Consider the following 17,129-nt stretch of genomic DNA (forward strand, 5'->3'; position numbering starts at 1 on the left):
CATGGCACGCGGACGGAACGTCTTTGCGTTCGGGATGGCCTGCTCAAGCTTCGGATTTCGGCTCTTGCGCCTCGGGCGCTTCCCTGACGCCACGCCATCCGCGCGCCAGAATGCCCGCGCTGGCGTCGTCAAGTTTGGCCAGTATGCCGTTCAAGACGTCCAGCTCCTCCTGCGAGACCGCATGGACCAGCTCGGTTTCGAGACGTTCCGCAAGTCCGGAGATCTCGCTGAAGGCGGCCCAGCCGGTCTCCGAGAGCTCGATTGCGGCATATCGCCGGTCGGAGCGGCCAGTCTGGCGTTGGGCGAAGCCCAGTTCCACCAATTGCTTGACCGCGCGCGACACCGCGAACTGGTCAAGGCCGCCAGCCTGACAGATTTCCTTGGCACTGACGCCGGGCCGGTTCGCGATGATCGCCATCGTACGCCATGCGGACCGGGACAGGCCGAACCTGGGTCCGTAAAACGCGTTGAGGACATCCGCAACGCGGGCGGAAATGCGGAAAAGCCGGTAGGGGAGCCAGGCTTCCAGCTGAAGTGTCGCGTCCGGATCGATCGGGCTCTGGCCGTCGTCCATTTTCGATTTTTGAGTGCTAATTAATTGCATAATGCAAGCGTATCCTTTTTAATCCGCTCGGGCAACGGCTTAATCCGTCAAAGACCGATGACCAAGAGGTGACGTGCTTTTGCGGAACGGGAAACGCCAGATCGAAAAGGATCGGACATGCCATTTGTCGTCCATTGCATCGACCGGCAGGATGCCGGAGACCTTCGCCGGCGCACGCGTGCCGAACACCTTGAATACATGATCGCGCACAATGAGCGGGTGGCATTTGGCGGCCCGTTGCAGAACGAGGATGGGTCGAAGGTGATCGGCAGTCTGATGGTGCTGTCCTACGACACGCGCGAGGCTGTCGAGGCGTTTCTGGATGCCGAACCCTATTCGCGGGCGGGGTTGTTTTCGGAGTTGAGGATCAGCCGTTTTCGCCAGATGGTCCCAGAAAACCCGCCCGGCCTGCTGATGAAAGAACTGGCGCGTGAGCGCGCGGCACTTCGGGGGCATCCGGTTTCCGGGCCGCGCCACGGGGCCGGCGCGGTCAGGACAAGATGAGCTGGTCGTCTTCGACCTCGGTGCCGGTGGTCTTCTTGAAAAGATCGAGCAGGTCCGGAACGTCGTAGCCCTTCCGCGCGTCACCATGAACATCGAGCAGGATGCGGCCGCCGTTCATCATGATGGTACGGTCGCCGTAATCGAGCGAGTTGCGCATACTGTGCGTCACCATGAGAGTTGTCAGTTTCTGCTCTCCGGTGATTTCCGCCGACAGATCGAGGACCGTCGCTGCGGCGCCCGGATCAAGCGCGGCGGTGTGTTCGTCCAGAATGAGGATCTTCATCGGCAGCAGGGTCGCCATCAGCAGGCTGAGTGCCTGCCTCTGTCCTCCCGAAAGCGTTCCGGCCATCGCACCGAGCCTGTCTTCCATCCCCATGTCGAGCCGTGAGAGCTGGTCGGCCAGCCGGCGCCTCTGGCCGCCCCGGCCCAGCGCATTGCGCAGGCTTCGCCTGCTGCCGCGGCTTGCCGCAAGGGCGAGGTTTTCCTCCACGGTCAGGCCGCTGCAGGTGCCGGCGCGCGGTTCCTGGAAAACCCGCCCGATCATGCTGGCCCGCTGCTCCGTGCGCCAATTGGTGACTTCCTGACCGTCGATATAGATGCCGCCCTTGTCGAGACGGACATCTCCGGCGATGGCTGACAAAAGCGTGGACTTGCCGGCGCCGTTGGTGCCGATGACCGTGACGAACTGGCCTTCCTCCACGTCGAGATCCACACCGCGCAGTGCCGGAACCGCCAGCGGCGTTCCCGGGTTGAACGTCAAAAAGGCATCGCAAACACTGAGCACGAATTCACCCTTTCTGCGGTTGCGTATCCATCAGCAGGCTCCGCATCTTTGGCCAGAACTTGAAACGGCTGTTTCGCCTGGCTTGGGAAAGAATGACGGCGATCGCGACAACAACGGCCGTGACGAGATTGAGGTCCTGCGCCTGAATGCCGAGAAATCCCGCGCTGAGGGCGGCGGCGATGAACAGGCGATAGAGAAGCGCGCCGATGAGACAGCCAAGCGTCGCCCAGAAGACCTTTGTCGAGCCCAGAAGGGTTTCGCCGATGATCAATGCGGCAAGGCCGGTCACAATCGTACCGATGCCCAGCGAAACGTCGGCGACGCCCTGGCTCTGGGCGAAGAGGGAGCCGGCCAGCCCGACAAGGGCGTTGCTCACCGACATGCCGATGATCGTCATGCGTCCGTTGCTGACCGATTGCGCGCGCGCCATGGCCGGGTTCTCTCCGCTGGCCCTGAGCGCCAGGCCGACCTGTGTTCCCAGGAACCAGTCGACGAGCAGTTTCATGGCAATTGCGAAAACCAGAAGGATCGCGCTGGTCGTCCAGATCCCGAGATCGATCACCCCCTCGAACGCGGTGAAGATCGTGTTCTCGCCGTATAGCGAGATGTTCGGTCGTCCCATCACCCGCAGATTGATCGAGTAGAGGGCCACCATGGTCAGGATGCCGGCCAACAGATTGAGAATCCGGAACCGGACGTTCAAAAAGGCCGACACGAAGCCAGCGCAACAGCCGGCGAACGTACCTATGACCGTCGCAAGGAACGGATTGACGCCATGAATGATCGCGACAGCGGTCGCGGCAGCCCCGAGTGGGAAGCTGCCATCGACCGTCAGGTCGGGAAAGTTGAGGACGCGAAAGGAGAGATAAACCCCGAGCGCCACAAGGGAGAAGAGAAGGCCGGCTTCAATGGCGCCGGCGACGGCTAGCGCGCTCACCTTACTGGATCACTTTCGTGGCTTGCTCCAGAATGTCATCGGGAAGTGTCACGCCCATTGCGGCTGCGGCGCTTGTGTTCAGGTAAAGGTCCTGCGTGTCCAGCGCTCCCACCGGGATCGCCGCCGGGCTCTCCCCGTTCAACACACGCACTGCCATCTCGCCGGTCAGGCGCCCGAGCTTGTAATAGTCGAAACCGAGGGCAGCCAGCGCACCGCGCTCGACGGAATCCGTGTCGCTGGCGAAGACCGGGATCTTCGCCCTCTCGCCAACGTTCACGACGCTCTCCACCGCTGCCACAATGGTGCTGTCGGTGGGGATGAGGATGGCGTCGGCACGCCCGGCCAGGCTGAGGGCCGCATCGGCGACCATCGCCGTCTGGGAGGCGGTGCTTTCCTCGATCTCGAGGCCATGCGCCTCCAGTTCAACCTTCAGTGCGGCGACCTGGGACACGGAATTGGCTTCGCCGGCATTGTAGATGACCCCGATCCTCTTTGCGTCGGGGACAAGCGTCTTGATCAGCGCCAATGTCGGTCCGAAGGGTTGTTTGTCGGTCGTGCCGGTGATATTTCCGCCCGGTGCCTCGATGCTCTCGACCAGCTTGGCGCCGACCGGATCGGTGACGGCCGCGAAGAGAAGCGGGATGTCGCCGGCCGTGCTTTGAAGCGCCTGGGCCGAAGGTGTGCTGATGGCGACGAGCAGATCGGGTTCCAGTCCCGCGAACTCTTTTGCGATCTGGAGCTGCGTGGGCATGCTGCCCTGAGCGCTCTGGACACGCAGTTCGAGCGTTTCGCCCTCCTTGAACCCGTGGGCTTCCAATTCATCGACGATGCCCATGCGCGCCGCGTCGATCGCAGGATGATCGATGATGTAGGTGATCGCGACCTGGGTCATCTCGGTTGCCGAGGCAACCGAACATGCCGCCGAGATCAGTGCCGCCGCGGCGAAGCTTGCTGCTTTCTTTCGAAACATATCAGATGATCCTTTCGCTGTTTGTTTTGCTGGACGCTTGGAACTCGCGTTTCCGCGAAGCTTGAGGCGCGGGGTAGGGCAGGGCGCCATGGGTGTTTTCGGCAGCCGTCGACAGGTGGCCCGACTGCCGCGGCGCGGCGGCGGCTGTCGCCGTCGGTTCGGGGTTTTCGGGTGCCAAGCGGCACCGCACCATGGACTGGTCGAAGTCCTTGACCGTCCGCGCCCCCATCAGCATCTGAGCGACGTTGAGCTCGCTTCCGAGGATGGACAGCGCATGACTGACGCTTTCCTCGCCTCCACACGCAAGGGCGTAGAGCGTTGCGCGGCCGACCTGGACGGCATCGGCACCAAGACAGAGTGCACGGGCAATGTCCGAGCCCGTCCGGAAGCCGCTGTCGACGAGAAGGGTGAGCCTCGATCCGCACTCGGCCCGGAACTCGGGCAGTATGTCGATCGTGGCGATCGCGCCATCGAGTTGGCGCCCGCCATGGTTGGATATGACCAGCCCGTCGACGCCGATCTCCAATGCCTTGGCAACCTGGCCGGGATCGAGCATGCCTTTGACGACCAGCGGACCGTCCCAGGCGTCGCGCACCCATTTGATGTCTTCCCAATCAACGGAAGGATCGAGCTGGGCCTGCATGAGTTCTGCGATCGTGTCGGCCTTCTCCAGGCCGAGTTCGGCCGCCATGACCTCCAGTCTTGGCGGGCCGGCGCGCGCCGTCCGCAGGCTCCAGCCGGGATGGGCGGCAAGACTCGCCAGCTTTGCCGGTGACCAGCGGAACGGCAAAGAAAAGCCGTTCTTCGCATCGCGCAGACGGCGTCCGGGAATGGCATTGTCGACCGTCACCTCGAGCGCGCCGAAACCGAGATCGCGTGCCTTGGCGACAAGCCGCTTGCTGACCGCCCGATCCTTGAAGATGTAAAGCTGGAACCATTTGGCGCCATTGCCGGCGGCGGCGACCGCTTCCATGGTGGCCGTCGCGGCCGTGCTCATGACAAATGGAATGTTGTGGGCGGACGCGGCGCGGGCCAAATCGACGTCCCCGCATGGCCATGCGGCGCCGGCCAGTCCTGTCGGACCGATGATGATCGGACGGTCATAGCGCTGACCGAAAAGGCTCACCGACTGCGAACACGAGCTGATGTCGGTTGGCGCAGAGCCGACGAGACGGACCCGGTCAAGCGCTGTCCGGTTTTCGGCCAAAGTGTTTTCCGTTCCGCTTCCGCCGTCGATGAAGTCGAAGACGAAGCGGGGAAGCCGCCGGCGGGCTGTTTCGCGAAAATCGGCAATGGAGTGTTGGCCATGTATCATCGGACCGATGCCTCTTACTCAAAAGGCGGCAGATCGCCGGCTTCCACGATTTTTCCGGGATTGAGAATGCCGCGCGGGTCAAGCGCCCGCTTGATGGCCGCCATCGCGCGCACGCCGGCAGCGCCATGTTCTTCGGCAAGATAAGCCCGCTTGCCATATCCGATCCCATGTTCGCCGGTGATCGTTCCGCCAAGGGCGATGGCGCGCCGCGACAAGCGCCGCAGAAGCTCGTCGACCTTTTCGCGTTCGGACGGCGCGTCCGGATCGAAGATGACGCACATGTGGAAATTGCCGTCGCCGACATGACCGCAGATCGGTGCCGTGAGCCCGAGCTGCGCGCAGTCCTGTTTGGCGAGGGCGATGGCTTCCGCCAGCCGGGAGACGGGAACGCAACTGTCGGTTGGAATGCCCTTGGCGCCCGGCCGCAGCGCCAGTGCGGCCCACCATGCGTCGTGCCGGGCCCGCCAGATGCGCGCGCGTTCTTCGGGAAGACGGGCCGTGTCGATCCGCGCCGCCGCATGTTCGGCGGCGATTTCGGCAATCCACGCGGTCTGGCGCGAAACGCTGTCAGGTTCACCGGCGCATTCCACGATCAGTGTCTCGCCGGAGGTCAGCCCGAGGTCGGAATGGGCTTGGATGGCGCGGATCTGGACGTCATCGAGATATTCGATCCGGGCGACAGGGATGCCCGCACCCATGATCTCGATCGCGCAGTCGATCGCTCCGGTGTGAGACGGAAAAGCGATCAACAGGGTCTCGACAGCTTCGGGAACGGGATGAAGCCGCAATGTGGCGGAGACGATAACGCCAAGGGTGCCTTCGGCACCGACGAAAAGCCGGGTCAGATCGTATCCGGACGACGATTTGCGCGCCGAACTTGACGTCCGCATCTGCGTCCCGTCGGCCAGGACGACATCCAGGGAGACGATTTGGTCCTTCATGGTGCCGTACCGCACGGCCATCGTACCGGAGGCACGGGTCGATATCATTCCGCCGATGGAAGCGTCGGCGCCCGGGTCCACCGGAAAGAACAGGCCACAGTCGCGCAGATGGGCGTTCAGCTTTTTTCTGGTCACTCCCGGCTGGACGACGCACGTCATGTCGGCGGTGCTCACCGGGCCGATCGCATCCATTTGCGACATGTCCAGGCAAATACCGCCGTGCAGAGCCGCGACATGCCCCTCGCACGAAGTCCCCGTACCGAAGGCGATCACCGGAACATCGTGGTCGTGGCACAAGGCGACGATGGCGGCGACCTCGGCTGCGTCTTCGGGGAAGGCAACCGCATCCGGCGGATAAGGCGGCAGATAGCTGGCGTCCTGACCATGGTGCTGGCGCATGGCCGCAGAGGTGGACAGGCGGTCGCCCAGCATCGCTTTGAGCGCCGACACCACATCTGCCAGCGGATCGTTCTCGTCGGTGCGAGGTGAGTTCAAGGCTGACATCGGGAAAGCCCCGGTTTCGACCTGCGCTCGTTGGTCGGCAGGTCGCGGTCGGCACGGGTTCTCGACCCGGCGCTGTGCATTGGAAACACGCCCATGATGGTCTGACTGGTCGTGAAGTGCCGAAGTGTATGAAGCGCCCGGCGAACCGGCGGGCCGTCCGGATGGCCCTCGAACTCGCACAGGAAACGGGTTGCCACGAATTGGCCGCCGACCAGATAACTCTCCAGCCTNAAACATCAGGCAGGTCAGGACGTCTGGCCGATCCGCCGCCGGAACGATCGGCTTTGCCGCCAGCACATAGAAGCGGGTCATGTTGAAGGGATCGTCCTGTATGTTCGGCTTCAGGACTTGGAGGCCATAGGTCTGTGCGGCGAGATTCGAGGCAATGGCGGCGTCCGCACGATCGCCCTTCTGTTTGATCAGCGCCGCCGCGGTGGCGGTATCGCTCTGTGCAACGGCGAAGAGGCCGTTTGACCTCAGAAAGCGCTGCACCTGCCGCAGCGCGACCGGATGGGAATGCACCCGCCTTATCTCCGCAAGCGACCAGCCTTCCGGGGCAACCAGATGAAGCTCGATCGGCAGGAAGATCTCGCCGACAATCGAAAGACCGGCTTCCGGCAAGAGCATGTGAATGTCCGGCACCCGGCCGGCAAGAACGTTCTCACACGGCAAGACGGCGACGTCTGCCGCGCCGCTTCGCACCGCATCGACGACGTCGAGCAAACTGTCACCGGCAATGCTTCTGGCGTCGGGGAAGGCGCTTTCGCAGGCGATATGAGCGAACGCGCCGACGCTGCCGTGATAGATGGCGACATTCGGCGCCACTCGACTTTCGGGCATCGCGGACGCCGCCCGGAGGCCGCCACAAGCAGCATCGCCATGTCGCCCGAGATCGCCATGTCGCCCGAGCGCGGGATGCTCCCGGCGAGGTGACGACGTGCCCCGGCCCGTATCATGGCCGTATCGGCGAACAACCCGCAAATCGGGTTTGCGGCGGCCCTGCGAGAGGGAGCGCTTGCGGCGCACGCCTTGTCTGTCGCCATGTCCTTTCAGCTTCCGGGGTCGGCGCATGGCGCGGATCCTCAAAGATTGCCCGTCAACCATGTGCCGGCCGGACCGATGTCATCACGGTCATGGGCCACATGAGCGCCCAGCCGGACGTCGTCTGGCTCACGCTCAGGTGCCGATCCGCAGCTTCAAGGCAGTCTTCGGCGCTGTAGCCGGGTTTGGCGGAAAACAAGAGCTGCAGAAAACAGCCGATGTCCTCGCGCTTCTTGAACTCCCAGGGTGTGACGACTTCATGAAAGACGGGCTCTCCCCAGCCCGTGAGCGCGCAAAGGCTCTCGGCGAACTCGCGCGACAAGAATGCCACCTCGTGGCCCGTGCTGCAGCTTCGCGCGATGAAGCTGTCGAAATATCTGGCAAGCACCGTTCCGGAGAAGACGTCCGCGACAGCCAAGCGCGCGCCGGGCCGCGCCAGCTCGGCAAACCGGGTGAACGCCGCGGTCTTGTCGGTGACGTGATGGATTGCGCCACGGCTCCAGATCGCGTCGAACCCGTGGAAATCGATGGCGAGCGTGTCGGCCGATGCCGGCACAACCCGGATGTTGCCGTGCCTGCTTTCGGCTTCGATACCGGCCAACTGATCGGTTGAAGGATCGCTTGCCACAAGGAGCCCGTCCGGCCCCAGGCAATCGGCGATGGCGACACTGAAATATCCGTTCCCGGCCCCGACTTCGAGAATGCGCTCGCCTTGCGCGGGTTGAAGAAACCGCTTCATGCAGGCGATGTCCGGCCGCCATGCGTCGGCGTAGTGCGACAGGGCATTCCGATAATCCGACGATCGTTTTCCGATGAATTCAATCGACTGGGATTCGGTCTTTGCATCGGCATACATCGATCTGGTCCTTCTGATTGCAGACGTGTTTCGACCGCTCCTGGCCGCGTGGCCGTGTCGTTTCCTCCATCTTCCTCGGTCAACCGCATGGCAACGCGGGACGGTCGTCGGCGGGCGGCACCCGCCGGGATCCTGCCGCTTCCCGGCTTCTTTCGACGCACCCGCCCGGGTCTTTGCCCGCGTCCCGTTGCGAAAACCGGTCCGCGCCGGAACAGGATACGTTGCGCGTTTCTTAGGAGCGATTTCCTTGGCTCGGCCGTCGACCGCAACGATAGTTTGCAAAAAACTAGCTTGTCAATTGCATTTCGCAATTAAATATTGCAGTGCAAAAAATTTGAGCAAACGCCGCCAAACCGGTCATTGAAATCGCTTGTGTTCCACAAGAACCGCCGGTTGTCCGCGATCTGTCGAGGGCCGCGCAAGGATGGTTCGGCTGGACGAATGGCGGCTTCCGGACGATGGCCAAAGCCGCTGATGTGGTTGGTTGCGGCGCCGCACTTCCGGTTGTTGGTGCAGCAAAAGCGAGCAGGGTGTCGAGTTCTCCAAAGGGCGTGACCTGAGCGGTTTGGCTGCCTCGCTCACTTGGATCGTCTCCGGGTTGGCTATCTCGGTGGTTCGGTTCTGACGCGCGCAGGGTGCGCGGAGCTCTCGATTTGCTCAGGCGCACGCTGCGCGGTTGCCGGCTGTTTTCCGTTCAAAGCCGAATGCGGCCTGCCGGAGTTGTGGTCTTGGCGCCGGCGGCCGGACTTTTGCTTTGCGTGCGCCCGGGATTGCGCACCCAAAGCACGATGCAGGCCAGCAGAAGCAGCATCAGCGCCGGCACGAAGCTGCCGCCGATGACGGCCAGATGCGTGTAGATGGCGCCGACCATGATGCATGAGACCAGGGCCGCGCCCCAGAACGCTGTGGCCGGGATCAGCAGCATGACGGCTCCGGTGATTTCCAGACTGCCCGTCACATATTGAAACAAGGGACCGAGGCCGATCGCTGCGAACATCTGCAGCATGGGCTCGGTGCCGATGATTTTTTGAGAGCCAGCGGCAAGAAACGCCAATGCAAGCAGACCCTGCGCGCCCCAGGCGACCCGGTTCTTCCACTTCGGCTGATCGATGTTATCCGTGTAGGCCATGTCATTCCTCCTTCGGTTCCAATGACGTGAGTATCGCCAAGAGACGGGCGGATCTGGAACAGGCCTGACTGGAACCTGGCGTTCCGCAGGCGAAACGCCAGGTTGGGCGGCGGTGGAGGCCGCCGCCTGCCGGTCAGGGCAAAAAGGTCGAACCGAGCAGCAGGATCGCGTCCGATACCAAAAGCGTGACAAGGCAAAAGCCCATGATATCGCGTGCGGACAGGCCCGCGATCGCCAATGCCGGCAGCGCCCAGAAGGGCTGGATCATGTCCGTCCAGGCATCGCCCCAGGCGACCGCCATCACCACGCGCGGCAGATCGGCGCCCAAGGCCGCCGCGGCCGGGATCATGATGGGCCCCTGGACCGCCCACTGCCCACCGCCGGAGGGCATCAGCACGTTCACGAGCCCTGCGCTCAGGAAGGCAAGTGCCGGCAAGAAGGTCGCGTCCGCCCGGTCGACGAACAGCGTCGTCCATCCGGCCGCCAGGCCGGAGCCGACCATCATGCCCATCCCGCCGGCATAGAAGGGAAACTGGATAAGTATGCCGCCGACGCCCGAGATCGCGTTGGCTACAGCACCGCTGAAGCTGCGAACCGAGGCAAGGGGTCCTGCCGGCCCGACCAAGGCCGTACCATCGCTCGAGCCGGCATGTGGCCTTGAAGGTCATGCCGCTTTGGGAAACGGCCCCGTGCCGCCGACATCGCCGATATGGTTGCCGTTCAGATAAAGGCCTGTGGCGACAGGTGTTGCCGCCGTCACGGTCTGAAGTGCCATGCACGCTTGTCGGCAATATCTGATGAACTCGGAGATCTTCGGTGTCGATTCAGGGCTTTCAATGATGAGATTGAGCTGCATCAGCTCGCCCTTGCCGTAGATGTCGGCAGGCGCGACGGCACCCAGATCCATTGTGGTCGTCCATGTGCTGCGCTGCTCAAGACGCGCCGCGGAGATTTCGAAATCGCGGCTCTTGGCGAGCATCTCCACATGGCTCATCAGACACAGACCGAGGCCGGCGGCGAAGTACATCAGCGGCGACGGCGCCGTGCCGCGGCCGCCAACGGCCGTGCCTTCGTCGGAAATCAGTTCCCATGTCCCCCCATCGGGGACGTTGGAGAAGACCGTCACCTTCTTGAGATGTTTGCCTTCCGGCATGGACTCCACGTTGACATGGGCATCGAAGCGCATCCGTTCGCCCTGCCTGACCTTTTCCAGTGACGGGTCAGGCAGCGTCTTCTGACGGGGTTCATCGGGGATCTTTCGCACGATCGTTCTGTCGTTCATGTCCCAGGACACATCAGTCATGGTTGGTCTCCTTTTTTTGGCCAGGTGTGGCAATGGGCGGCCATCCGGCCCGGAAGACGGGCCGCCCGCTCGGTCGATTCCGGGCCGGTTCTTGAAGTGATGTCTTGCTGGCGGAACGCGTTCGCCCGCTGCGTTGCGGCGTCAGCGAGCGCTCATGCTGCGGCCTCCCACCGGGGGCTGTCGGCCTGCGCTTCCGCCAGTTCCTTGCGGAAGAACAGTGAGTAGACAACAGGCACGAAACCGAGGGTCAGCATCGCGCCAACCGTCAGTCCTGCGGCCATGACGGTCGCCATGCCGAAGAACAGCGGATCGACCGACACGATCAGCGGCATAAGTCCCAGGACGGTCGTGATGGTTGTCATCAAGATCGGCCTCAGCCGGCGCATGCCGGCCCGGACGATGGGCTCCATCCCGGAGTGGCCTTCAGACCGTTCGATCTCGATCCGGTCGATGAGCACGATGGCGTTGCACATCACGATCCCGGCCAGCGACAGCATGCCGAGGATGGGCATGAAGCCGAAATCGGCGCCGAATCCGCGCAGGCCAATGGCGACACCGACGACGATCAGGGGAATCGTCATGATGAGGATCAGCGGCCTGCGGAACGAGTTGAACTGCAAAATCAGCAGAAGCGCGATGATCCCGAAGCTGAGCGGCATGTTGGCAAGAAGCGCCGCGCGCCCTTCCGAGGACTGCGTGATGATGCCGTCGAATTCAATCGAGTGGCCCGGCGGCATGGAGGCTTCGAGCTCAGCGAGCCTTTCCTCGATGAGGGGCACCATGTCCTCGGCTCCAATCAGGTCCGAGCGTGCTTCAATGGTTACGGTACGGGCCAGATTTTCCCGTTCAATGCGGCTGTAGCCATTGACGAAATCAACGTCGGCGACCTGTGCAAGCGGGACGACCGCACCGCCCGCACCAAAGATTGACAGGGTACGGATGTGGTCGAGGCTTGTGCGCTCGCCGGCCGTCGCGCGCGCGACAATGGGCACGACATCGTCGCCCTCGCGGTACTCGGAAACCGGCCGTCCGCTGAAATAGGCCGACATGGAGCGGGCGACATCGGCCGACGTGACTCCGGCGCGGCGGGCGCGGGCCTGGTCGACCTCGACGACGACGCGGGCGACGCGGTTCTCCCAGTTCTGCCTGATGTCGCGAGAGGCCGGGATTTCTTCGGCGAGGATTGCCTCGACCTGGCGCGCGGTCGCGTAGATGTAGTCGCGGTCCGGGCCGATGACCTGGACTTCGAGAACCGAGCTATCCGACGGTCCGAGGAACATGCGCGTGACCCGATTGGAGATGTGCGCGAACTCATTGTCGAGGTGATCGCGCAGTTCCGTCACAGCCGTGTCCATGTTCTCCGGGCTGTCGACGTTGATCACCAGCACGGCACGGTTCGGCGCCGGATCGACGGGGGTCAGCGACAAGACGAAACGCGGTCCGCCAAAGCCGACGTAGGCGACATGATCGACCAGCCAATCGAAGCGCTCATCGTTCAGGGTCGGCAGCATGGCCTCGATCTCGTCGCGCGTGGCATTGGTCGTCACGTCGGCGGGAAGGTCGAAATAGGTGATGATCTGCGCCCGGTCGGAGCCGGGGAAAAAGCGCTGCGGCGCCGTTGCGATCGCGGCGGCGCCGGCGACCAGCGCGATCACCATTCCGGCCAGGAAAACGAACCGGTTGCGCAACGCCCACCGAATGCCGACCTCATACGCCGCGATCAGCGGATCGAAGGCGCGTTCATAGAACGGGCGCTTGCCGCCCGGTTCCGGCGGCGCGGCAAACCGGTGCGACAGAAGTGGGGTCACCATCATCGCAACCAGCCACGAAACCGAGAGCGTGATCGCCATGACCAGGCTGATGGAGCGGGTGTATTCGCCGGCCACATGTTCCGCCAGCATCAGTGGCAGGAACACCAGGATCGTCACCGATGTCGAAACGAACAACGGCAAGGCCAGCGTGCTGCCAATGCTCTTCATGGCACTGTCCCGATCTTCGCCCTCGCCGATGCGACGTTTGTAGTCCTCGGCGACAACGATGCCGTTATCGACAAGGATGCCGAGCGCGATCACCAGCGTGGCAAGGCTCATGCGCTCCAGCGGCATACCCAAAATGCCCATCACCGCCAGCGTCGCCAGCGTGATGACCGGAATGATGGCGCCGACGATAAGTCCGGTCTGCACCCCCAGGAGAAGGACGACGACGCCCAAGACGAGCGCCAGGGTCTGCACCACGTTGAACGACACGCCGTAGACCGCCTGCTCGACCTGATCGGCCTGGAAGGTGACGATATCGATGGTGAACCCGACAGGCAGCGTGGCCTCGATTTCCTCCAGGGCGGTCGCAACGGCAGGGCCGAACTCAAGCACGTTGCGGCCGTCCTGCTGCGCGATGGCGAACATGATCGCGGGATCGCCCTGGTAGAACACGGTCTGCGGCGCCGGGTCGATGAGGTTGCGGCTGACTTCGGCGATGTCGCGCAGAGCGATCGTCTCACCACTGCCGGGAATCTCGATCAGCGTGTTGCGGATCGCCTCGATGTCGCGAAAGTCGCCTGTCGGCTCGATCAGCACGCTGCGCTCGCCGAGATCGATCTGGCCGCCCGGCCGAATGATGTTCTGGCCGGCCAGTGTCTGGGCAATCGCTTCAGGGCTGATCCCCAATTGGGTCAGTCGCGCGTTGCGGCTTTCGATGTAGATGCGCTCGGGTTGGGCGCCGACGATGTCGATGCTCTTCACCCCGTCGACGGCATAGAGCTGGTCGCGCGCATAGGTCGCCATGTCGCCGAGTTCGGCCATGGAATGATCCGGCGAGCGAAGGGCCGCGGTAACCACGGCGACATCTCCGGTATCGTCCAGGACGACCGGCGGACGTGTGCCGTCAGGCAGGCTTGCGGCGGCGGTCTGCACTTCAGCGCGCAGATCGTCCCAGATCTGATCGAGCTCGAAGTAACGATCGAAGACCTCGACATGAATGATCGACAGGCCCGACACCGAACTGGAGCGTATTTCCTCCACCTCCGGCAGTTGGCGGATGGCGCGCTCCAGCGGCTTGGTCACAAGCTCTTCGACCCGTTCGGGGCTGAGTCCCGGATAAGCTGTCTGCACGATGGCCTGGCGGATCGTAATCGCAGGGTCTTCCTGGGCGGGCAGGTTGAAGTAGCTCCAGGCGCCAAATGCCATCAAGATCGCAACGATGGCGTAGACGATGCGCTGATTGCGATATGCAAGTTGCGTCAACATTGCTGCTTTCCTCAGTCGTCGTACCGTACGATTCCGACGCCCCGCAGGGCGACGCGCTGGCCGTCATGGAGGAAGGGCAGGCCTCGTGTTGCGACGATGTCTCCGTCCTCCAGTCCTTCGGAGATGAGCGCCGTCGTGCCTTCGCGCCCAGCGACGGTTACACGGCGCTTTTCAAGCGTCTGCGTGTCCGACTGAAAGACGAAGGCGACATGGCGGTCACCGTCACCCGGCAGGATCGCCGTGTAGGGGATGCCGAGAACGTCGCTTGCGCCAGCGGTGCGCGGGTCCGACCTCAAGTCCAGATGGACCTCGGCCGTCATGCCGGCGCGAACGCCGTGATCGGCATTGAGAATATCGAGCGTGACGGGAAAGCCGGTCGTCGCGTTGGCGCGGCTGCCGATCTCATGAACGCGCGCCGTAACGGCGGTCGCGGTGCCATCGAGTATGACAGCCCCGTGATCGGAACCTGGGACGATTTGCGCGATCAGCGCGTCCGGCACCGTGATCTCGATCTGAAAGCCTGCGTTCGCGTTCTGGATTTCGAAGGCCGGCGCGCCTGCCTGCAACGTTTGCGCCGGCTCGACCAGGCGCGCGGCAACGATCCCCTCGTAAGGCGCACGCAGCACCGCGTCATCCAGACGGTCTTCCGCTTGGCGCACGCCCGCCTCGGCCATGGCCAGGCGGCTTTGCGCGCTCTCGGAGACCGCCACAGCCGACTCGAGTGCTGCTTCACTGATAACCCGGCTGGCGGACAGCTCTTGCTGTCGTTCCAGCATCAGCCGGGCTTCGGTCGCGCGCGCTTCGGCTTCGATCAGTGCCGCGCGGCGTTCATCCAGCGCGATCCGCAATGCCGTCGGTTCGAGCTCCGCCAGAACGTCGTCCGTTGAAAAGCGGTCGCCGATCTCGACGTTGACGGATGAAAGGGTGCCGGTCACCTCGAACGATAGGGGTGCGCGGTCCGCGGCGACAACACTGCCGGTCAGGATGCGGGAAATGCCTCTGTCAAACGGTGCAACGCGCGCCCAGTCGACCGGGCGGGCCGGTGCCGTTTGGTCGCCTGCCTCGTCTTCGGGTTCGTCCGCAATCGGTTCGGGAAAGGCAATGGCGAGGGCAAGGTCGCCTCGTGCCATCATCCGCTCGCCGATCAGTTGAATGCCCGGATAGCTCCATGCGGTGCGGACCACACTGTTGTCATCGAGGCGGACATTGAGCGCGCCGGCAAGGGCGACCGCAATCGCAGCGGCTGGAACAATGGCCACGGCCGCGCCGACAAGGCGCGACGACGAACTCGGCTTCCTTGTGCGAGCGCGCCGCGCCGCGAGCGCGCCGGCCAAAATGACGACCGCAAAGGCTGCAAAGGCGGCCAGCACAGGAAGCGGCGTTGCCGCCGCAGCAGCGACGGCAGCAACCAAGGCCAACGCGGAGCCGAGGGCATGGATTGCGCCCAGGCTCCAGCCAAAGCCCGCCATGAGGACGAGGCCGGCAATCAGTGCAATGTCGAACGGTCCGAACATGGTCTCTCCTTTCCACACCACAATGAGCCAAGGGGTGGGGCGGGAGAACCGAACGAACTAAAACGACGTGTTTCAGAATCGAAACGCCCAATGCCGTTTTTCGATGTTATCGCAGAGATCGCGGGCAATAATGGCCTGCACACGCTCGTGAAAGGACCGCCATGCCGATGCAATCACCCATAGGCCTTGATGATCTGCGGCATTTCTTTCTCATTGCCGAAGCAGGCGGCGTCAGTGCCGCCGCACGGCGCTTCGACATATCCAAGGCAACGCTCTCGCGGGCTATTGCCAGGCTCGAAGATCAGGCCAAGGGGCCGCTTTTCGACCGTCTGAGCACTGGCCTTCAACTCACCCAGGCTGGCGAGGCGCTTATGGACGCAGCGCGCCAGGCCACCGAGGCGGGAAGTTCGGCCGAAAACGTTCTGCGGACGGTCATCGAGGAACCGCAGGGCGCCCTGCGTGTGGCTGCAAGTGCCCTGAGCGCACAATATCTTGTCAGCCCGGTGCTGGCGCGGTTGACCGCAGATTATCCGTTGGTCACCGCGCACATCAAGGTGACCGCCGATGGCCCAGATCCGCTTGCCGAGGATCTTGACCTGGTCCTGCAACTGGGGCGGCCGCAGGAGCCCTACCTTATCGCGCGCCGGATCATCGGCACACCGATGAAGCTCTATTGCGGTCCGGACTTCGCCGCATCTCATCCCGTCGATGATCCTCAAGCGGTTACCGAACTGATCCGTGTTTGCGTCGACGTTCCAGGGACATCTCACGAGTGGACCCTGACCGACCAAGACGGCGTCCCGGTGAGATTTGATAAAACGCCATCCGTCTTTGCCGGGGATCCCTCCGTTGCACTGGGTCTGGTGCGATCGGGTGCGGGCGTCACTTTGCTGCCGGCGCTTTATGGCGATATGCAGGTGCGGCGCGGTGATGTCGTGCCTGTCCTGCCCGGCCATGAAGCCCCAGCGGTGGAGATTTTTGCTGTCTTTCCACCGCGCCGGTCGAGCGTCCCGGCCGTGCGCATCTTCATCGACTATCTCATCGAGTATGCGAACGCGCTGGTTCACAGAACGTGATCCCGGCAGTCTTGCCGGTTTCGGTGGGCTCGGCTCTTTTTGACGGTGCCCCGATGGCTCCAGCAGCGCCAGAGCCTGAAATGCTGGGTGTCAGAATCTGAGAAGTTTCAAAGACGAGAAAGCGCCGGGGTGCGGGTGAATTTCAATGCAGCCGCATCGCGCGATCAAATGGCCAAGGCGGCGCCACACGGCGGCCTGTCGACATCAATCGCACCGCTTGCGCTCGATGTCGCTGGACTGCTCCTGAAATCCACACGTTTGCCGCCGGTGAATGTGGAATTCGTTGGCCGGGAGTCTCGGCAGCCACTCAAGCCATTGATGCAGAACAATGTTCTGGCCTGCCCTTTTTGCGGGCTTTATGCGTTTTGGCGCCATGTCGTTTCGGTGAAACGAGCTTCACCTCGCTGAC

General features: G+C 63.2%; 15 protein-coding genes and 1 pseudogene. 3 read left to right on the forward strand and 13 right to left on the reverse strand.

All coding sequences use genetic code 11. The annotated features are described in order from the left end of the window. Positions 1–43: 43 nt before the first annotated feature. Positions 44–574: a MarR family winged helix-turn-helix transcriptional regulator gene (locus DEM25_RS08140; protein ID WP_109765408.1), complete on the reverse strand. Its 531-nt coding sequence runs from the start codon at positions 572–574 to the stop codon at positions 44–46. Between the two features lie 147 nt (positions 575–721). Here DEM25_RS08140 and DEM25_RS08145 point away from each other — a divergent pair, with 147 nt between their 5' ends. After that, positions 722–1,108 (forward strand): YciI family protein, encoded by a 387-nt coding sequence (locus DEM25_RS08145; RefSeq protein WP_109765406.1) that lies wholly within the window; start codon positions 722–724, stop codon positions 1,106–1,108. On the opposite strand, the gene DEM25_RS08150 is transcribed toward DEM25_RS08145, so the two are convergent. The 12 genes and pseudogenes from DEM25_RS08150 to DEM25_RS08200 all read right to left on the reverse strand — a co-directional run bounded on the left by DEM25_RS08150 (position 1,095) and on the right by DEM25_RS08200 (position 15,644). Further along, positions 1,095–1,892, reverse strand: a complete 798-nt coding sequence (locus tag DEM25_RS08150; RefSeq protein ID WP_109765404.1) for an ABC transporter ATP-binding protein — start codon at positions 1,890–1,892, stop codon at positions 1,095–1,097. The genes DEM25_RS08145 and DEM25_RS08150 overlap by 14 nt on opposite strands. A gap of 4 nt (positions 1,893–1,896) precedes the next feature. Next, a complete protein-coding gene (locus DEM25_RS08155) occupies positions 1,897–2,829 on the reverse strand; it encodes an ABC transporter permease (RefSeq protein WP_109765402.1) in 933 nt (310 codons plus the stop codon). Position 2,830: 1 nt separating this feature from the next. Then, positions 2,831–3,799, reverse strand: coding sequence for an ABC transporter substrate-binding protein (locus tag DEM25_RS08160; protein WP_109765400.1), 969 nt, complete (start codon positions 3,797–3,799; stop codon positions 2,831–2,833). 1 nt (position 3,800) lies between these two features. Then, the gene (locus DEM25_RS08165; RefSeq protein ID WP_109765398.1) at positions 3,801–5,114 is read right to left on the reverse strand and encodes an alpha-hydroxy acid oxidase; all 1,314 of its coding nucleotides are present in this window, start codon (positions 5,112–5,114) and stop codon (positions 3,801–3,803) included. A 14-nt stretch (positions 5,115–5,128) separates the two neighbouring features. Next, entirely contained in the window at positions 5,129–6,559 is a 1,431-nt protein-coding gene (locus DEM25_RS18150) for an FAD-binding oxidoreductase (RefSeq protein WP_109765396.1), read from the reverse strand. Positions 6,560–6,901: 342 nt separating this feature from the next. Next, positions 6,902–7,663 (reverse strand): annotated as a pseudogene (locus DEM25_RS18410) (prephenate dehydratase domain-containing protein); the annotation flags it as partial. Next, positions 7,656–8,456 carry a class I SAM-dependent methyltransferase gene (locus DEM25_RS08175; RefSeq protein ID WP_109765394.1) on the reverse strand — a complete coding sequence of 267 codons (801 nt, stop codon included), beginning with the start codon at positions 8,454–8,456 and terminating at the stop codon, positions 7,656–7,658. The gene DEM25_RS08175 and the pseudogene DEM25_RS18410, both read right to left, overlap by 8 nt. 694 nt (positions 8,457–9,150) lie before the next feature. Continuing rightward, the gene (locus DEM25_RS08180) at positions 9,151–9,585 is read right to left on the reverse strand and encodes a DoxX family protein (protein WP_109765391.1); all 435 of its coding nucleotides are present in this window, start codon (positions 9,583–9,585) and stop codon (positions 9,151–9,153) included. 133 nt (positions 9,586–9,718) lie between these two features. After that, complete coding sequence (locus DEM25_RS08185) at positions 9,719–10,210, reverse strand: TIGR00366 family protein (RefSeq protein WP_109765389.1); 492 nt, start codon at positions 10,208–10,210, stop codon at positions 9,719–9,721. Between the two features lie 39 nt (positions 10,211–10,249). After that, entirely contained in the window at positions 10,250–10,888 is a 639-nt protein-coding gene (locus DEM25_RS08190) for an OsmC family protein (protein WP_109765387.1), read from the reverse strand. A gap of 152 nt (positions 10,889–11,040) precedes the next feature. Beyond that, positions 11,041–14,127: an efflux RND transporter permease subunit gene (locus DEM25_RS08195; RefSeq protein WP_196780304.1), complete on the reverse strand. Its 3,087-nt coding sequence runs from the start codon at positions 14,125–14,127 to the stop codon at positions 11,041–11,043. A gap of 14 nt (positions 14,128–14,141) precedes the next feature. Then, positions 14,142–15,644, reverse strand: coding sequence for an efflux RND transporter periplasmic adaptor subunit (locus tag DEM25_RS08200; RefSeq protein ID WP_109765383.1), 1,503 nt, complete (start codon positions 15,642–15,644; stop codon positions 14,142–14,144). Positions 15,645–15,805: 161 nt separating this feature from the next. Between DEM25_RS08200 and DEM25_RS08205 the strand changes: the two genes are divergently transcribed. Together DEM25_RS08205 and DEM25_RS17595 are read left to right on the forward strand one after the other, a co-directional pair. Continuing rightward, entirely contained in the window at positions 15,806–16,720 is a 915-nt protein-coding gene (locus DEM25_RS08205; protein ID WP_109765381.1) for a LysR family transcriptional regulator, read from the forward strand. An 87-nt stretch (positions 16,721–16,807) separates the two neighbouring features. Further along, the gene (locus tag DEM25_RS17595; protein WP_147393290.1) at positions 16,808–17,128 is read left to right on the forward strand and encodes a hypothetical protein; all 321 of its coding nucleotides are present in this window, start codon (positions 16,808–16,810) and stop codon (positions 17,126–17,128) included. The last annotated feature ends 1 nt before the right edge of the window (position 17,129 follow it).

It is taken from the genome of Oceaniradius stylonematis, assembly GCF_003149475.2.
Taxonomy (GTDB): Bacteria; Pseudomonadota; Alphaproteobacteria; order Rhizobiales; family Rhizobiaceae; genus Roseitalea; species Roseitalea stylonematis.